Origin of the sequence: Streptomyces collinus (assembly GCF_031348265.1) — a bacterium.
Classification (GTDB): domain Bacteria; phylum Actinomycetota; class Actinomycetes; order Streptomycetales; family Streptomycetaceae; genus Streptomyces; species Streptomyces collinus.
Map to the genome: position 1 here is coordinate 1,129,723 of NZ_CP133771.1, position 17,572 is coordinate 1,147,294.

Sequence of the window (17,572 nt, forward strand, 5' to 3'; positions counted from 1 at the left end):
CGGGGACTACCGGGGGGCGGCGCACACCGACGGCAGCGCCCGGCCCATTCCCTCCAGGTGCGCGGCGTCGAGCCGATGCGTGTACGCGGACCAGCCGGCTGCCGTGGCCAGGCGCGGGCCGCACGTCGGCGCGGTCCGGGCCCGTTCCGTGTCCCGCAGCGCGGCCGGCAGCCCGGTGGTGATGCGGTCCAGGGCCGGGCGGACCTCCTTGGCCAGGTCGGGGCGCTCGGTGGGGCGCTCGGCCGGGTGCGCGTCCCAGCGGGCGTACAGAGCGCGCTGCACCAGCTTGTTCGCCTCGATCTGATCCCGGAACACGGCGGCCACGGCATCCGGTTCGAGTCCGAGGGAGGATGCCCGGGCCCGGACGTCGTCCAGGATCTGCGCCTCGCGCACCGGGTCGTCGATCGGCGTGTCCGTGCCGTACTTGGCGGCGGCGACCTTGTCGGCCAGCAGCAGCCGCTGGGCGAGCAGGTCGGTCACCGGGGTGAGACCGTGGGCGGTGGCCGCCCGGCCGGCGGGGGCGGGGCCATGGGTGCCGGCGGTGGCCGGGGCGGCCGGGCCGACGGCCAGAGCGGTCGCCGTCGCCGCGGCGCCGAGGACGGTGAGAGCGGAACGGAGACGTCGAGGGCGCACCGGATTGACCTTCCGTGGGGGGCGAGGCAGGCGCCAACCTACCGATCACCCCGGGGGGCGCGACGGGGCCCGGCGCGTCAAGTGGCGCCGCACAGCGGGCCGCCGGCGCGGACTGCCGTGCCGGCCGCGGTGCATCAGCGGACCCACCGCCCCCATCTGGACGCCCTCACATGGCCTCGCCTAGGGTGCAGCGGCAAGCGCTTTCTAGCCTGCCCATGCCAATCCCCTGTGCGCGCAGCCCCGCCGACGGCCCGTACGAGGAACCGCCGCGGAGCCGGCGCGGAAAGGCAGTGCCCAGTGCCGCAGAGACCGTCGTTCCCGTCCGTGACCCGCAAGTCCTTCTTACGGGGAATGGCAGCCGCAGGCGCCGCTCCCCTGCTACCCGTCACCGCCGCCGAGGCCGCTCCCTCCGTCCGCCGCCCCGACTTCCCCCTGCTCCAGGACGGCACCGCCGTGGACGTGTTCGTGGACGCAGCGGACGACCCCGCCGTCATCCGCGCGGCCGGTGACCTCCAGGCCGACGTGGAGCGCGTCGGCGGCGTGCGCCCACGGCTCGTGCACACCGTGCCGCCGCGCACCGAACTCCTCGTCCTGGTGGGGACGATCGGCGCGAGCCCGGTGATCGACCGCCTCATCGCACAGCGGCGCCTGGACGTCTCCCGGGTGAAGGACCGCTGGGAGGCGTCCGTCACCCAGGTCGTGGACCGCCCGCTGCCCGGTGTGGGGCGCGCCCTGGTCATCGCCGGAAGCGACCGCCGCGGCACCGTCTACGGGGTGTACGACACCTCGGAACGCATCGGCGTCTCGCCCTGGTACTGGTGGGCCGACGTCCCCGTGGTCCGCCGCGACACGGTGACGGTCCCGGCGGGCCCCTTCGTCCGCCGGGAGCCCGCCGTCCGCTACCGGGGCGTCTTCATCAACGACGAGCAGAACCTCACCACCTGGTCCCGCCGCACCCAGGAGCCGGACAAGAACATCGGCCCGAAGACCTACGAGCGGGTCTTCGAGCTGCTGCTCCGCCTCAAGGCCAACTACCTCTGGCCCGCGATGCACCCCTACTCCGACTTCTTCAACAAGCACCGCGAGAACCCCGAACTGGCCGAGCGCTACGGCATCGTGGTCGGCTCCAGCCACCCCGAGGCCATGCTGCGCAACGGCGTGCACGAGTGGCAGCCGTGGGCCGAGGAGCACCGCAACCCCGACGGCACCCTGCCGGTCTACGACTACACGGTGAACCCGGCCGTCATCTCCGGCTACTGGCGGGCCCGGGCCCGTCAGAACGCCGGCTACGAGAGCAGCTGGACGATCGGCATGCGCGGTCTGCACGACTCCGCGCTGGAGACGAAGCACGCCACCACCGTCCCCGAGAAGGTCGCGGTGATGAACGACATCATCGCCGACCAGCGCAGCATCCTGGCCGAGGAGGTGGGCCCGGCGGCCGAGCCGCAGATCTTCATCCCCTACAAGGAGGTCCTGGAGCTGTACAACGCGGGCGTCGAGGTCCCGGGCGATGTCACGCTGATCTGGCCGGACGACAACCACGGCAACATGCGCCAGCTCCCGGACGAGTCCGAGCGCCGCCGCCCCGGCGGCAACGGCATCTACTACCACCTCTCCTACTGGGGGCGCCCGCGGAGCTATCTGTGGCTGGACACCACCCAGCTGAGCAAGGTGTGGCAGGAGCTGCGCCGGGTCCACGAGCACCAGGCGGACCGCATGTGGATCTTCAACGTGGGGGACATCAAGTCGATCGAGACGGGGCTGTCCTTCTGCCTGGACATGGCCTGGGACGTGGACCGCTGGGGCCCGGGCGATGTCGAGGCCTTCCTCGTGGAGTGGGCCGGGCGCCAGTTCGGCCGGCGGTACGGCGCGGAGATCGCCGCGATCCGCACCGAGTACTACCGCCTGGCGGCGCAGCGGCGCCCGGAGTTCATCGACAAGGCGGTCTTCTCGACGGTGCACCACGGCGACGAGGCGGGCCGGCGCATGACGGACTACGAGCAGTTGCTGGACCGTGCGCGCCGGCTGGGCGCGAAACTGCCCGAGGCCTACCGGGACGCCTACTACCAGCTTGTCGAATACCCCGTGCACGGCGCGTACTTGATGAACCTCAAGTACTACTGGGCGGACCGCAACGCGCTCGCCGTCCGCCAGGGCCGCGGCGCGGGCACGAACCGCTTCGCGGACCTCGCCGAGGCGGCACACGCCGAGGAGCAGGCGATCACCCGGCGCTACAACACCCAGATCGCGGGCGGGAAGTGGGACGGGATCGTCAATCCCTACCCCTCCGAGATCCCGAAGGCGCCGGGCCGCCCGGCCGTGACCAGGATCCCCCGGCAGGAGACGTCGGGCCTGGGCGTGGCCGCCGAGGGCAACGAGACGGGCGCCGGCCGCCCGCTGTCGTTCTCCTCCTACACCCGGGACCGCCGTTTCGTGGACGTGTTCAACACCGGCTTCCTGCCGCTGGAGTGGCGGGCCGAGCCGAGCGCCCCGTGGATCCGGCTGAGCACGGCGGGAGGAGAACTCACCGACCAGGTCCGGGTGTGGGCCGAGATCGACTGGCCGCGCGTGCCGCAGGGCACGCACCGTCCGACGCTGACCTTCAGCGGAGCGGGCCGGAGCATCGAGGTGCCGCTGCTCGTGGCCGACGACGGGGAGGGGGCCCGCCGGCGGGCCCGCGGTTTCGTCGAGGCGCACGGCCATGTGTCGATCGACGCCGCGCACTTCGACCGCGAGGTGCCGCGCGGCGGGGCGCGCTGGCGGACCGTCCGCGGGCTGGGCCGCCGTACGGCCGCAGTCGAGGCGGTGCCGACGACGGCGCAGCCGGTCACCGAAGACATCACCACCCGCTCGCCGGAGCTGCGGTACCGGGTCCGCTTCACCACGGCCGGCACGTTCCCGGTGACGGTCTTCCGGCTGCCCTCCCTGGACGAACGCGGCAAGCGGCGCCTCGCGGTCGGCCTCGACGACCAGCCGCCGACGGTCCTGTCCGGCCAGGCGATCGCCACCGGCAACCGGGGCGACGCGTGGGCCCGCAACGTGGAGGAGGGGGTCGAGAAGCTGACGGCCCGGGTGACGGTGTCCGCGCCCGGTGAGCATGTGCTGCGGGTGTTCATGGTGGATCCGGGGATGGCGGTCGACCAGATCGTGATCGAAACGGGTGGGCCGGCGGGCGGGTATCTGGCGCCGCCCGAGAGTTACCGCCGTACCTGACCGGGGGCCGGGCGGCACCGTGCCGGCGCGGCATCCCGTCCGTTCGTCGGACGGGATGCCTCCCGGCCACAGAGGTCTTCTCAGAGGCCGGGTTCAACGTCTCTGCGGAACCAGGCATGGGCCGCTTCGGGTACGCGCGGCCTTCGCCGGTAGGGAGTCACACCGCGTCCGGCAGGTCCATGAGCGCGAGCTTGGCCGGGTCGACCACAGCGGTGATCTCGGTGATGTGGCCGTCGGCGACGGTGAAGACGAGGAGGGAGAGCGGGGTGCCGTCCTCGTTCCAGGAGATGACGCCGGGGCGGCCGTTGACGATTGCAGCGTGTCCTCGTGCCGCGCTGCCGGCCACTCGCGCGCGGGTGGCGACTTCGCTGGCTCCGAGCGTGACGAAGGTGCCGTTCGGGGTGTGGACGGTGAACTTCACTTCGGGGTGGAGGACCTGCATCAGCTGCTCGAAGCGACCGTCGCGGGCTGCGGTCAGGAAGGCCTGGGCCACCTCGCGTTGTTGCCGTCCGGCGCTTGTCGGCTGCTGGGCGGCTCGCATTTTCCTGCGGGCGCGGCTGGCGGTCATTTTGGTCGCGTCGGCGGATTTGCCGAGAATGGTGCCGATCTCTGCGAAGGGCACGGCGAACACGTCGTGCAGCACGAACGCCAGCCGTTCGTCGGGGCGCAGCGAGTCGAGGACCGTGAGGAGTGCGAGGCCGACGGAGTCCCCGAGCGCCGCGAGGTCTTCCGGAGCGGGAGCGTCGTCGAGCGTCACGGTGAATTCGGGCAACTGGTCGTCGTAGGAGACTTCTGGGCGCGTTCGGCCCGACCGCAGGACATCGAGGCTGATGCGGCCGACGACGGTGGTCAGCCAGCCGCCGAGGTTGTCGATGGTGTCCGTGTCCTGGCGGGACAGACGCAGCCACGCCTCCTGGACCACGTCTTCCGCGTCGGCGTGTGATCCGAGCATGCGGTAGGCGACGGCGCGGAGCCGGTCACGGTGGGACTCGAAGGCATCGGTGATCGGGTCCGCGGGATGGGTACCGGCCATGGTGTTACCTCTCTGGAAGCTGCTCCGTCATAGGGATGACGCGCACAGGCGCCGCGACGTAACCGATGAAGGAGAGCACTCCCATGGAAAACCGGCTCAAGAGCAAGAACACGAACAGCCCCGATGTGTGGACCGCGATCCAGCACCTCCAGAAGGCGATCGCCGCAGGGGGTGTCGACCCGAAGCTGCTCGCGCTCGTCCACCTGCGTGCCAGCCAGATCAACAGCTGCTCGGCGTGCGTCTACGCCAGTGTCGCCGGCGGGAAGAAGGCCGGTGACACCGACGAGCGGCTGCACACCGTCGCAGCGTGGCGCGAGGCGCCGTTCTACACCGACGCGGAACGCGCGGCGCTGGCGCTGGCCGAGGCCGCAACCCGACTGCAGGACGGTGCGCCGGGCGTCACTGACGCGATCTGGGAAGAGGTCAACGCCCACTTCACCGAGGAGCAGATCGGCGCCATCAACCTGGAGATCGCGCTGACCAACTTCTTCAACCGGATCAACCGCACCATCAAGGAACCGGCCGGCAAGACCTGGGGCTGAGCCCAGCATGGCTCTCACCCACCGAGGCTTCGCCAGTGGGTGAGAGCCACGAGGCCGGGCAGGCGTGAAGCCCTGGCAGCACTGGAAATGATCTTCTTTGAGGGAACCTCACTCACAACGGCATTCCTCTCCGGATCCGCGCATACGGAAAAGACGTCGGAACGCCCAGGCCGGCCCGAGTGGCGGAAGAAGACCATCTGTTCCGGACGTGCATCGGAAGTGATTCCCCCAGCGCCTTCCCTGTGCACCAGTGCGCCCCCTGGAGAAAGGGTTCGCCAAGTCGGCGGCGGGCTCGGACTGGGCAGGACATGGGGCAAGCCCCACCTCGGTGAAACGTCACCGTTTTTCCAGTCGACTGAAGCAGGTGGTATTCGATGAACGGCTGCGTTCCTGAATCGGAACAGGCATGGACGGTTGGTACTGCTCCAGGCATATTCCCATCCATCGGCCAAGGTATCGCCTTGTTCCGTCGGCCGCTGGAGTTTCTGAATTCTCTTCCCGAGCAGGGCGATCTGGTCGAGATTCGCCTGGGCCCCCAGCGAGCCTGGATGGTGTGTCACCCGGAACTGGTGCACCGGATACTCCGGGACACCCGCACGTTCGACAAGGGCGGGCCGCAGTACGAGAGGCTGCGGGTACTGATGGGCGACGGCGTCGTGACCTGCCCCCATGCGCAGCACCGGCGCCAGCGCCGGCTCCTGCAACCGACCTTCCGCCCCGCCCGGGTCGCCGCGCAGACGCAGGTGATGGCCGAGGAGGCGGAGTCGCTGTGCCGGGGCTGGCGCAGTGGGCAGCGGGTCGATGTCAGTGCGGCCACGCTGGGTCTGACGACCCGGCTGATCAGCCGGCTCCTGCTGTCCGACTCGCTCTCCCCCGCCGCGGCCGACGAGGTGCGGCACTGCCTCGCCGCCATCGTCCGCGGCCTGTTCGTCCGCACGGTCCTTCCCGTCGACGCCCTGTTCCGGCTTCCCACGCCCGCGAACCGCCGCTACGGGCGTGCGGTGGAGCGGGTGCGCGAACTCATCGACGCGGCCGTGGCCGAGCGCCGCCGGGGCACCCCCCGCGACGACCTGCTGGGACTCCTGCTGGCCGCCGCCGAGGCCGAGGACGGCGGGATCCCGGTCGGCGACCGGGAGGTGCACGACCAGTTGGTGTCCCTCCTTCTCACCGGTTCCGAGAGCCCCTCGATGTGTCTGGCCTCCGCCTTCAGCCTGCTGGCCCGGCACCCGGAGGTGGAGCGGCGGCTGCACGCCGAGGTCGACACCGTCCTCGAAGGCCGGCTACCGGACGCCGACGACCTGCCGCGTCTGATCTACACCCGGTCCGTCCTCACCGAGACGCTGCGCCACTCCCCGCCCGGCTGGCTCTTCACGCGGGTCACGACCCGGGAGACGGAGCTGGCCGGACGGCTGCTGCCGCGGGGGACGACGGTCCTCTACAGCCCCTATCTCCTGCACCACGACCCGGTGTCGTTCCCCGAGCCCGACCGGTTCCTGCCCGAGCGCTGGCTGGAGGGCGAGACCGCCGCCGGTCGGCACGGGGCGCTGATCCCGTTCGCCGCGGGCAGCCGCAAGTGCATCGGCGACCTGTTCTCCATGACCGAGATGACAGTGACCCTCGCGACCGTCGCCGGCCGCTGGCGGCTCCGGCATCCGGCCGGGCGCGTTGCGCCCCCGCGCCCGGGGGCGACGCTGGGACCGAGGTCGCTGACGATGATCTGCACGGCACGTGGGGACGCGACGGGCGGCACCGCGCCGCACGCCGTGGCGCTCGCGCCCGGTTCCCCGACGACGGAGTCCGGGCCGGAGAAGACCCGGAGGGACGGTGACAACGGTGTCCACCACGCATGAGGAAAGGGCGGCCGTCGCGCAGCCGGTGATGCCCGCCACCACCCTGGGTGAGCTGATCGACGCTCACCTCTACATGCCGTTCCCGTTCCGGCGCAGTCCTCACGAGGCGACGGCCGCGGCAGGTGTCGACGACTGGCTGCACGCGACCGGGCTGAGCGAGGAGCCGGGGGTCCCGGCCATGATCTCCCACACCCGCCCGGCAGAGCTCGCGTCCTACAACAGCCCTGACGCGGATCCCGGCCTTCTGCAGCTCGTCGCCCGCCAGATCGCCTACCAGTTCGTCTTCGACGACCGGGCTGAGGAGGTCGGCCGGCACCGGCCCGGCCAGTTGCTGCCCATGCTGTGCGAGAGCATCGCGATCCTGCGCGACGGCGCATCGCCCTCCACCCCGCTGGGAGGGGCCCTGTCCGACCTCTACCGGCAGGTCCGGGACCGGTGCACACCGGCCCAGGCCGCGCGCTGGGCCTGGAAGAGCCGTGAGTACGTGCACGGACTGCTGTACGAGTCGGTGGCCCAGACCCACCCCTCCCCCCTGGGGTCCGGGCTGTGCACCTCGATACGGTCCCTCACCGCGGGCGTCGAGCCCTTCCACCCGCTGTGCGAGGCAGCCCAGCCGTGCGAGCTGCCCCCCGGGGAACTCCATCACCCGCTCATGCGGCACCTGAGCCGGCTGTCGGCCGACGCGGCGGTGTGGATCCCCGACCTCTTCTCCGCGGTCAAGGAGCAGCGTTCCGGCGGCATGATCAACCTGGCGCTCGCCTACCAGCGGGCCCACCAGTGCCCCCTGCCGGTGGCCGTCACCCTGGCCATCCAGCAGATCAACCGCACGATCCGCGAGTTCGAGAGGGTCTACGCCGAGATCGAACCGGAGTTGAGCCCTTCGGGCGTCGGCTACGTGGAAGGCATGGCCGGGTGGATCCGCGGCTGCTACTACTGGTCCCGCACCGTGCCGCGCTACGCGGACGCCGCGGTCCCGGCCCTGCGGTGAGGGGGCGCTTCGTCAGGCAGCGGGGCGGGTGCCCATTCGAGCGACGGTACCCGCGGAACCCGCACTTCACGCGGCTTTAGCTGGTCATTCACCCTTCTTCGTCGTGCCCGTTCCAGAATCCGGAACGGTGGTCGTCGGGAGGCGTACGCTCGCGCTGCCTCCCGATGGCCGACGACAGGAAGCGGTACGGCACATGGCGAATGAGCTGCGGCAACCCACGCCCGAGAACCGGCCGTTGCTCGAGCGCCGCAAGGAGCTCCGGGCGCTCGACTCGGCGCTGAACGCCCTGCGGGACACGGTCGGCGGCGTACCCCAGGCGCCCCGCGGGGGACTCCTCGCCTTCACCGGGCCCGGGGGGATGGGCAAGACGGCTCTGCTGACCGAGGCCCGGGCCCGCGCCCGCGCGCGGGGGTTCACCGTGCTGTCGGGCAGGGGCGGTGAGAAGGAGCAGGAGCTGGCGTTCCACGTGGTGCGCCAGGTCGTCCAGCCCGCGCTGGCGTCGATGGACGAGCAGGAGCTCCGTACGTTCCTGGGCGGCTGGTACGACATCGTCTCCGCCGCGCTCGGCCTGGTCGCCGCGCCGAGCGGCCATGTTCCGGACCCGACCGGGGTGCGTGACGGTCTGGACTGGGTGATGACGCGCCTGGCGGTGATGAAGACGCCCTTGGTCCTGCTGCTGGACGATCTGCACTGGGCCGATGTCGAGTCACTGACCTGGCTGGCCTCGTTCGCGCCCCGGGCCGTGGATCTGTCGCTGCTGATCGTCGTCGCCTTCCGGCCCGAACTGCCCCTTGAGGCGGCTGCGTTCAGCGCCCCGTCCGCCGACCTGGGGAACCGTCCCTTCACGCTGGCGCCGCTCAGTGCGACGGCCGTGGCGCGGATCGTCCGGGACGAGGTGGGCGAGGAGGCCGAGGACGCGTTCTGCGAGGAATGCTGGGAGGCCACCGGAGGGAGCCCGTTCGAGGCGGTGGAACTCTCCATCCGGCTCGGCGAGCGCAACCTCAGGGGTACCAGCGCGGACCTGCCGGCGATGCGCGATCTGGCCGCCGCGGTGAAGGGACCCGGGCTGATCGAGCGGCTGCATGGGTTCGGCACCACGACCGTCCGCTTCGCCTACGCCGCGGCCGTCCTCGGGCAGGCCTTCTCGCCGGAACTGGCCGCCCGTATCGCGGCGATCGGCAGTACGGCGGCGGCCGAGGCCACGGAGAAGCTGCGTGCCGCCCGCATCCTGGCCGACGGCGAGGGGCCCGGCGAGAGTCTGGAGTTCCTCCACCCGCTGATCGCCACCACGATCTACCGGTCCATCAGGCCGAGCCTGCGGGAGGGCATGCACAACTCGGCCGCGGAGGCCGTGCGGGCGGCGGGGCTCGGCCAGGCCGCCGCGGCCCGGCACCTGCTGGAGGTGCCCTGCGAGGGCAGCACCGAAGCCGTCGCCTGTCTGCGGGAGGCCGCCCGGGAAGCCCTGCACTCCGGTGCCCCGGAAGCGGCCCGGCGGCTGCTCAGCCGGGCCCTGCAGGAGCCGCCGCTGCCGGAGGAACGCCCCGCGCTGCTCCACGAACTCGCCTGCGCGACCTTCCTCATCAAGCCCACCGCCACCGTGGCGTATCTGCGGGAGGCACTGGCGGACCCGGGCATCGACCCCGAGCTGCGTGCCTCGATGGTGTACCGGCTGACCCAGGCGCTGGCCCACACCGACCGGACGGCGGAGGCCGCGACGGTGGCCGACGAGGAGTCGCGGCGGGCCGGCGCCCACCCCCGTATCCGGCTGCGGATGCAGGCCGATCACTTCGTGTGGAGTGCGTTCCGCACCGACGAGGCGGACTCGTCGGGCCGTTCGCGGGCGCTGGCCCGGCTCGCCGACCGGCTGCCCGGCCGCAGTCTGGAGGAGCGCTACATCCTCGGGCTGCGCGCCTGGGACGCCATGATGTGCGGCGAGCCCCGGCAGAAGGCCCTCGCGTACGCCGGCGAGGCCCTGCGCGGCGGGCTGAGCTGGACCCATGAGAACCGGGGCTTCGAGGTGCCCGTCTCCGTCGCGCTGGTGTTCATGTACTGCGACCGGCCGCGGCGGGCCGAGGAACTGTTCGCCAAGGGCATGGCCGAGTGCGAGTCGAAGGGCTGGCGCGGCTCCCATCTGGCCCTCGGCCAGACGCTCTCCGGGTACATCCGGTACCGCCGCGGCTGCCTGGCCGAGGCCGAGGACCTGGTACGGGAGGGCCTGGGCATCGCCGACCGGGTGGAGGGTGCGGTGCCCGCCCAGTGGTTCGCCATCGGCATCCTGATCCAGACCCTGCTGGCCCGCGGCCGCGTCGTGGCGGCACGCCGGCTCGCCGACAAGTACCACTACGGCGACGTCATCCCGAACGCCGTCATCTACCCCGACCCGCGCACCGTCTACGCCGAGCTGCTCCTGGCGGAGGGCCGGCCCGAGGACGCCGCTCCCCTGCTGTCCGACGTCGGCGAGTGGCTGGAGGGCCGGGACTGGCGCAACCCCGCTTGGTGTCCCTGGCAGCTGGGACTGGCCTCGGCTCTGTCCCGCAGTGCTCCCGACCGGGCCGTGCGCCACGCGCAGGACGCCGTGAAGCGGGCCCGGGACTTCGGCGCGGCATCCGCGATCGGCCAGGCGCTGCACACCGAGGCGGAGGTGACGGGCGGTGAGGCGGGCCTCCATCTGCACGCGCAGGCCGTCGACCACCTGGAGCAGTCGCCCGCCGCGTACGAACTGGCCCGTGCCCTGGTCGGTCACGGCGCCGCGCTGGCCCGGGCCGGCCGCCTGCACGACGCCGCCGACCGGCTCTACCAGGGCCTGGAGGGCGCGGTGCACTGCGGTGCCGAGGGCCTCGCCGCCCGGGCGAGGCGGGAACTGTCCGCGGCGGGACTGCGTCCGTTGCCCCTGCGGTACGCGCAGACGGACACGCTCACGGCGCAGGAGCGCAAGGCCGCCGAGATGACGGTTGAATGCCACACCCCGGCGGTCGTCGCCAGGGAGCTGCACCTCACGGAGCAGGGTGTGCGGCAACTGCTCTCATCCGTGTACCGCAAGATCGGCACGGACGCGGCGGGCCTGGCCGAGGCCCTGGAGACGTTCCCCCGGCCACGGCCGTGACCGGTACCGGCGGCGGGGAGGCCACCCCGGTAGGCATCGGTCGTCGGCACCTCAACTGTCCTTTCCCACCGACCACTTGACGCTGAACCGTTTCACTGGTTCTCTCGGAAGACTGCTTTGGGAGCGCTCCCACCCCACCCCCACGTGAAGGGAACCCCGTGCAGACATCCCCCCGCACCTCCCCGAGACGCGCCCTCCCGGCCCTGCTCGCGGCCGCGCTCATGGCCTGTCTGCTGTCCTGGGCCGGCGCCTCTCCCGCTCGGGCCGCGCCGGGTGACGGCTCGGTGTCCGATCCCAACATCGCGTACGTCGGGCGCTGGGACACCTCCGCGGCCTCCGCCGCGGTACCCAACTGGACCGGCGCGTATCTGCAGACCGGCTTCACCGGCACCACCGTCAAGGTCAAGGCCAGGAACGCGGTCAACTTCTACGCGAGCATCGACGGCGGCCCCGACGTGTTCCACGCGGGCGCGCGCGGCACGGTGAACCTCACTCCCCGGCCGCTGTCCCCCGGCACCCACACCCTGCGTCTGGCCTACCGCTCCGGCGACACCGTCTTCCAGGGCCTGGTCCTGGACCCAGGGGCCCGGACCGTCGCCGCCGCTGCCCCGGCCGGGCTGGTGGAGTTCGTCGGCGACTCCATCACGGCCGGGGCCCTCACCGACCGGCTGGCACTGGACTCGTACGCCTGGAAGACCGGCGAGCGGCTGGGCATGCGGCACACGCAGATCGCCCGGTCCGGCTACTGCCTCGTCGCGCAGTCGGGATGCACCGGGCTGAGCGGGCAGTTCTTCAGGACGGCGAGCACAGGCGGTACGAACTGGGACTTCTCCCGGTACCGCGCCGACGCCGTCGTCATCAACCTCGGCACCAACGACATCGGGCACGGCGTGTCCGGCGCCGCCTTCCAGTCGGCGTACACCGCGTTCCTGCGCGACGTGCGCGCCAAGTACCCGACGGCGCATCTCTTCGCGGTGCAGACGCTGAAGAAGCGCTACGCCGGCGAGACCAGGGCCGCCGTCGCTGCACGCAACAGCGCCGGTGACGCGCGGGTGCACTTCGTCGACACCACGGGCTGGCTCACGGACGGCGCCGACTACGAGGACGGCAACGGGCATCCGAACGAAGCGGGTCACACCAGGTTCGCCGAGCGCCTGGCCCCGGTCGTGCGCTCCCGGCTCGGCAGCGGCGCCACGGTGAAGGCGGCGGCTCCCGGACAGCCCGGCGACCCGAACATCAAGTTCATCGGCCGCTGGGACACGACGAGCTCCTCCACCGCCTACACCCCGTACTGGGCGGGCGCCTACTACCGGGCCGGCTTCACCGGCCGGACGGTCAAGCTGAAACAACGCGGCACCATCGACCTGTGGGCCCGGATCGACAACGGCCCCGTGACGTTCTACGACGACGTCAAGGGGACCGTGAACCTGACCCCGACGGCCCTCTCCCCCGGCAACCACACACTCCAGGTCAACTACCAGGTGGTGGCCGGGTCGTACAAGGGCGACGCGGTCTTCCAGGGGCTGGTCCTGGACAGCGGCGCGACGACGTTCGCACCGCCGGCCCCGGCCAGGACGGTCGAGTTCGTCGGCGACTCGATCACCGTGGGCACGACGAGCTCGCAGAACGCCCGTACCGCGTACGGCTGGCTGATCGGGGAGCGGCTGGGCGTCGAGCACACGCAGATCGCGCAGGGCGGGGCGTGCCTGGTGGCCGCGGCGGACGGATGCGTGGGGCTGGAGCGGCAGTTCACCAAACTCAACCCGAACGCGGCCACGCCCGACTGGAACTTCTCCCGCTACCGGGCCGACGCGGTCGTCATCAACCTCGGCACCAACGACGTCGGGCACGGGGTGAGTACGGCGCAGTTCCAGTCGGCGTACAGCAGTCTGCTGCGCAAGGTGCGGGCCGCCTATCCGCAGGCGTGGATCTTCGCCCTGGAGACGTTCCGCGGGCGGTTCGTCCCGCAGACCGAGGCCGCGGTGAAGGCCGCCGTCGCCGGGGGTGACGCGCGGGTGTCCTTCGTGGACACGACCGGCTGGCTGGGGTCGGGGGATCTGACGGACTCGGTGCATCCCAACGACCGGGGGCACCGGGTCATAGCCGACCGGCTGGCACCGGTGATCGCGGCGAGGATCGGGGCGTAGCGGCTCCGGGGGCGGGCCTCACATCGGGCCGGGGCCCGCTCCGCCCTTGAGACGTTCGAGGTCCGAGGGCCGGACCTGGATGACGAGCAGGGCGATCAGCGCGGCCACGGCGGTGAAGATCGCCGCCATGATGAACGCGGCCGAGACACCGGCGGTGAGGATCTCGTCGGACCAGGGTTTGGGCAGTTGCCCGGTGCGTTCGAACCGGATGCGCTCGGCCGGGGTCGCCTGCTGGAGGAAGTCCGGGATCTGCTTGTCCGCCTCGTTGGTGCTGGCCGTGCCGTACATCGTGACCAGGATGGACAGGCCCAGGGAGCCGCCGACCTGCTGGGTGGCGTTGAGGAGGCCGGAGGCCGCGCCGGTCTCCGGCGTGGGCACGTTGGACAGCGCCATGAGGGTCAGCGACACGAACTCCATGCCCATGCCCAGACTGAAGACGAGCATCGGCCCGAGGACACTGCCCGCGTAGGTGGAGTGCACATCGGTGAGGGTCAGCCAGGCCAGGCCCGCCGCCGCCAGGATCGCGCCCACCACCATGAACGGCTTGGGCCCGTACACGGGCAGGAACCGTGAGGCCAGTCCGGCGCCGACGGCGATGACCGCGCTGACCGGCAGGAAGGCGAGGCCCGCCGCGAGCGGGCTGAACCCGAGCACGTTCTGTACGAAGAGCGTGAGGAAGAAGAACATGCCGAAGATGGCGGCGGCCAGGCACAGCATGATGCCGTAGGTGCCCGCGCGGTTACGGTCGGCGAACATGTGCAGCGGCGTGATGGGCTGTTTCGAACGACGCTCGATCAGGATGAAGGCCGCCAGGACGATGACCGCTCCGGCGAACGAGGCCAGGGTGAGCGGGTCCCGCCAGCCGTCCTGCGCGGCTCTGATGAAGCCGTAGACGAGCAGCACCATGCCCGCGGTGGAGGTGAGCGCGCCGGTGACGTCGAAGCGCCCGGGGTGGCGTTCGGACTCCCTGATGTAGCGCGGGGTGGCGAGCACGATGAGCAGGCCGATGGGCACGTTGACGAACAACACCCAGCGCCAGTTCAGCCACTCCACCAGCATGCCGCCGGCGAGCAGGCCGATCGCGCCGCCGCCGGCCGAGACCGCGGCGAAGACGCCGAAGGCGCGGTTGCGTTCCGGCCCCTCGCGGAAGGTGGTGCTGATCAGGGCGAGGGAGGTCGGGGAGGCGATGGCGCCGCCGACGCCCTGCAAGGCGCGGGCGCCGAGGAGTTGGCCGGCGTTCTGCGCGAATCCGCCGAGCAGCGAGGCGAACACGAAGAGCAGCACGCCGAAAACGAAGACGCGACGCCGCCCCAGGATGTCTCCGGCCCGGCCACCGAGCAGCAGCAGGCCGCCGAAGGTGAGGGTGTAGGCGTTCACCACCCAGGACAGGCTCGTGGTGGAGAACTCCAGGTCGCTCTGGATGTGCGGCAGCGCGATGTTCACGATGGTGATGTCGAGGACCACCATCAACTGGCAGGAGGCGATGACCAGCAGTGCCATCGCGCTTCCGCCACCACCGGATTCCCTGGTGGTGGTCGCCTGTGGTGAAGCCGGCTGCGGGCTGCTGCCTGCGGTGTCCACCGTTCGACGGTACGCCCGGCTCCCAGGCCTCACCACTCGATCAGACGTGCCGTGGCCCGACCTGAAAATCCCACGGTGTGCGGAGATAATCCGTTCAAGGTGGCCCGGCGGGCCACGTACGGCGGAGAGGGAGCGACAGTGATCCGCGTTCTTCTCGTCGAGCACACCCGTCTCGTGCGGGGAGCGTTCGCCGCCCTGCTGGCGCGGGAGGACGACATCGAGGTCGTCGCGGAGGCCGACGGCGACGGCGACGTGGTCGAGCGCGCCGTGGCGTGCCGGCCGGACGTGGCGGTGATCGGCGTGGACTCCAGGGTGGGCGAGGAGATCGCCGTCGGGGGTGAGCTGCAAGCGCGGCTCCCGGAGTGCCGGATGCTGCTGATGATGGCCTCGACGACACCCGAGCGGCTGCGTCGCCTCCTGGATCTGCACGCCGCCGGTGTCATCAGCACCGACGCCCCGCCGGACCGGCTGGTGCACGGTGTCCGCAAGCTGGTGCGGGGGAAGCGGTTCGTCGACCCCGAGTTCGCGCTGGCCGCGCTGGACGCGGGAGCCAACCCGCTGACCCCGCGGGAGGTGGAGGTGCTGCGGCTGACGGCCGACGGTACGCCCACGCGGGAGATCGCCGAGCGGCTGTGTCTGTCCGCCGCCACGGTCCGCAACCATCTGTCGGCGATCACCCGGAAGACGGGCGGCCGGAGCCGGATCGACGCGGTCCGGATCGCCACGGAGTCGGGCTGGGTGTGAGCCCCGCACGCCGGTTCGCGCCCTGTTCCGCGCCGTCCCGCCCCCGCCCCACGCCCTGACAGCAGAACGGCCGGGCAGGTCATCGAGGTGTACCTGCCCGGCCCCCGTGGGCCCTCGCGCCCTGTCCCGGGATCTTTCACCAGCATCGCAGAGCGAGCACCCCGTGGACCAGCACCTTTTGTCACGTGCGCGGCGTGAAAGCGTCATCCCGGGACCGTGACGAACGCTGGTGCGGGATGGGCGTTCGACTCGGTCCTTCCAGGTCAGCGGCCGCCGCGGATGAGGCCCGTCAGATAGCGCCACAGCGAGGAGCGCTGCCGCGCGGCCGGGTCCGGCAGGACCTCCTCGGCCACGCCAGGGGCGGGGGTGTCCGCCCACGGCCGCGGGGGCGGCACGGAGGCGAGTTCGTACCGCACCGGCAGGGAACGCAGGCCCCGCATGAACGGCGATGAGCGCCACGGCAGTTGGTCGGCGGGCAGCGCGAGGTCGAGGTAGTCGAACCGCTCGAACAGGCGCCCCACACCGGCCGCCGCGACGGCCGAGGCGAGCTCCCGCGCCGGGCACTGGCGCGGTCCGGCTCCCCAGGACAGGTGGGCCCGGGTGCTGATGGTCGTGCCCGAGGCGACGTGGTCGGCGAAGAGCGGGTCGGCGTGCGCGGCGCCCGGGGAGACCCATACGGGATCGCCGGCCCGGATGGTGTAGTTGCCGAGCGGGGTGTCCCGGGCGGCGAAGCGCGGGACGAAGTTGACCAGGGGCGGCTTGCGCATGACCACCCGGTTCATGCTCTCCCTGACCATGCCGGCGGACAGGCTGGCGCGCACGCTGCCCTCGCCCGAGATGACTTCCACGACGGTGTTGGAGATGAGGATGCCGACGTGGTCGGAGGTCATGCCCAGCAGCATGAACAGCTCGCGGGCGAGCTGGTCGAGCGACAGGTCCGGGTGGGCGGCCAGCAGGTACGAGGGGAAGTCGTCACCCGGCTTCTCCAGCTTCAGCGCGGCCAGTTCGGCCAGCGTCGCCAGCAGGCGTTCCAGTGCGGCCTCGGCGTCCGGGCCGGCGTCGAGCACCCGCCACATGTCCATCAGCGCGTCGTCGCCCTGCGAGCCGGGGAAGCCCAGCAGATGGCTGGCCACCATCAGCGGCAGCGGCCTGGAGAACTGCGCGGACAGGTCCGCCACGCCGGTCGCGCCGCCCTGCCCGACGAGGGTGATCAGTTCGTCGGCGTAGGCGGTGACGGCGGCCTTCAGACGCTTGGCCTGCGGGTGGCGGGGGTCCTGGAAGGGCTTGAGGGCGACGTCCCACGCGGTGCGCAGCGGCCGGTAGCCGGGGCCGCCCTGGATCAGGATGTGGTTGACCTCCAGGGACGGCCCGAGCGGCCAGTCGGGCGGCACCCTGCCCTCGGTGCGGGCCCGCCAGTTCTCCAGGCCCTTGGGCCAGCCTTCGTCGTCCTGGAGCACCTGGAGGGACTCGCGGTAGCCGAGGACGAGCCAGGCCGGCACCCCCAGCAGGTCGACCGGCGCGACCGGGCCGTGCTGCTGCCGCAGCCGCTCGTACACGAGCGCGGGGCGCACCTCGTAGTCCCTGGTCAGCAGCGGTTCGGGAGCGAGCGTCTCCAGGCTCGTGCCGTCCAGGTCCACGGATCCGCCGTCACCCCGCTGGGATTCCATCGTCTTGCCACCCTCCGACACGCCCTGTACCGGCCCACCATCAGCCGGTAGCCGGAAACGGTGGGGACCCT

General features: G+C 71.7%; 11 protein-coding genes. 7 read left to right on the plus strand and 4 right to left on the minus strand.

All coding sequences use genetic code 11. The features are described 5' to 3' along the window. Window positions 1-6: 6 nt before the first annotated feature. Complete coding sequence (locus RFN52_RS04985; RefSeq protein WP_184842885.1) at window positions 7-633, minus strand: chorismate mutase; 627 nt, start codon at window positions 631-633, stop codon at window positions 7-9. Window positions 634-984: 351 nt separating this feature from the next. Here RFN52_RS04985 and RFN52_RS04990 point away from each other — a divergent pair, with 351 nt between their 5' ends. Beyond that, window positions 985-3,846 carry a glycosyl hydrolase 115 family protein gene (locus tag RFN52_RS04990; protein ID WP_184842887.1) on the plus strand — a complete coding sequence of 954 codons (2,862 nt, stop codon included), beginning with the start codon at window positions 985-987 and terminating at the stop codon, window positions 3,844-3,846. A 157-nt stretch (window positions 3,847-4,003) separates the two neighbouring features. Here RFN52_RS04990 and RFN52_RS04995 read toward each other — a convergent pair whose 3' ends face one another. After that, window positions 4,004-4,879: a sigma-70 family RNA polymerase sigma factor gene (locus RFN52_RS04995; protein WP_184842889.1), complete on the minus strand. Its 876-nt coding sequence runs from the start codon at window positions 4,877-4,879 to the stop codon at window positions 4,004-4,006. Between the two features lie 83 nt (window positions 4,880-4,962). On the opposite strand from RFN52_RS04995, the gene RFN52_RS05000 reads away from it, so the two are divergent. The 5 genes from RFN52_RS05000 (at window position 4,963) to RFN52_RS05020 (ending at window position 13,509) form a co-directional block, all read left to right on the plus strand. Beyond that, window positions 4,963-5,421, plus strand: coding sequence for a carboxymuconolactone decarboxylase family protein (locus tag RFN52_RS05000; protein WP_184842892.1), 459 nt, complete (start codon window positions 4,963-4,965; stop codon window positions 5,419-5,421). Between the two features lie 374 nt (window positions 5,422-5,795). After that, the gene (locus tag RFN52_RS05005) at window positions 5,796-7,271 is read left to right on the plus strand and encodes a cytochrome P450 (RefSeq protein WP_184842896.1); all 1,476 of its coding nucleotides are present in this window, start codon (window positions 5,796-5,798) and stop codon (window positions 7,269-7,271) included. Beyond that, window positions 7,255-8,259 (plus strand): (-)-alpha-amorphene synthase, encoded by a 1,005-nt coding sequence (locus tag RFN52_RS05010; RefSeq protein ID WP_229856841.1) that lies wholly within the window; start codon window positions 7,255-7,257, stop codon window positions 8,257-8,259. The genes RFN52_RS05005 and RFN52_RS05010 overlap by 17 nt, the downstream gene beginning before the upstream one ends. 193 nt (window positions 8,260-8,452) lie before the next feature. Then, the gene (locus RFN52_RS05015) at window positions 8,453-11,362 is read left to right on the plus strand and encodes an ATP-binding protein (protein WP_184842899.1); all 2,910 of its coding nucleotides are present in this window, start codon (window positions 8,453-8,455) and stop codon (window positions 11,360-11,362) included. Window positions 11,363-11,520: 158 nt separating this feature from the next. Next, window positions 11,521-13,509: a GDSL-type esterase/lipase family protein gene (locus tag RFN52_RS05020; RefSeq protein ID WP_184842902.1), complete on the plus strand. Its 1,989-nt coding sequence runs from the start codon at window positions 11,521-11,523 to the stop codon at window positions 13,507-13,509. 18 nt (window positions 13,510-13,527) lie between these two features. Here the strand turns inward: RFN52_RS05020 and RFN52_RS05025 are convergent, their stop codons facing one another. Next, on the minus strand, window positions 13,528-15,009 hold the full coding sequence (locus RFN52_RS05025) for an MFS transporter (protein ID WP_184853795.1): 1,482 nt from the start codon (window positions 15,007-15,009) through the stop codon (window positions 13,528-13,530). A 219-nt stretch (window positions 15,010-15,228) separates the two neighbouring features. Here RFN52_RS05025 and RFN52_RS05030 point away from each other — a divergent pair, with 219 nt between their 5' ends. Next, on the plus strand, window positions 15,229-15,834 hold the full coding sequence (locus tag RFN52_RS05030) for a response regulator transcription factor (RefSeq protein ID WP_311240897.1): 606 nt from the start codon (window positions 15,229-15,231) through the stop codon (window positions 15,832-15,834). A gap of 263 nt (window positions 15,835-16,097) precedes the next feature. Here the strand turns inward: RFN52_RS05030 and RFN52_RS05035 are convergent, their stop codons facing one another. Beyond that, complete coding sequence (locus RFN52_RS05035; RefSeq protein ID WP_184842904.1) at window positions 16,098-17,501, minus strand: cytochrome P450; 1,404 nt, start codon at window positions 17,499-17,501, stop codon at window positions 16,098-16,100. Window positions 17,502-17,572: the final 71 nt, after the last annotated feature.

Coding starts and splice junctions, on each gene's coding strand:
- RFN52_RS04990 (WP_184842887.1), top strand. CDS start 985: ATGGCAGCCGCAGGCGCCGCTCCCCTGCTACCCGTCACCGCCGCCGAG.
- RFN52_RS04995 (WP_184842889.1), bottom strand. CDS start 4,879: ATGGCCGGTACCCATCCCGCGGACCCGATCACCGATGCCTTCGAGTCC.
- RFN52_RS05000 (WP_184842892.1), top strand. CDS start 4,963: ATGGAAAACCGGCTCAAGAGCAAGAACACGAACAGCCCCGATGTGTGG.
- RFN52_RS05005 (WP_184842896.1), top strand. CDS start 5,796: ATGAACGGCTGCGTTCCTGAATCGGAACAGGCATGGACGGTTGGTACT.
- RFN52_RS05015 (WP_184842899.1), top strand. CDS start 8,453: ATGGCGAATGAGCTGCGGCAACCCACGCCCGAGAACCGGCCGTTGCTC.
- RFN52_RS05025 (WP_184853795.1), bottom strand. CDS start 15,009: ATGGCACTGCTGGTCATCGCCTCCTGCCAGTTGATGGTGGTCCTCGAC.
- RFN52_RS05035 (WP_184842904.1), bottom strand. CDS start 17,501: ATGGAATCCCAGCGGGGTGACGGCGGATCCGTGGACCTGGACGGCACG.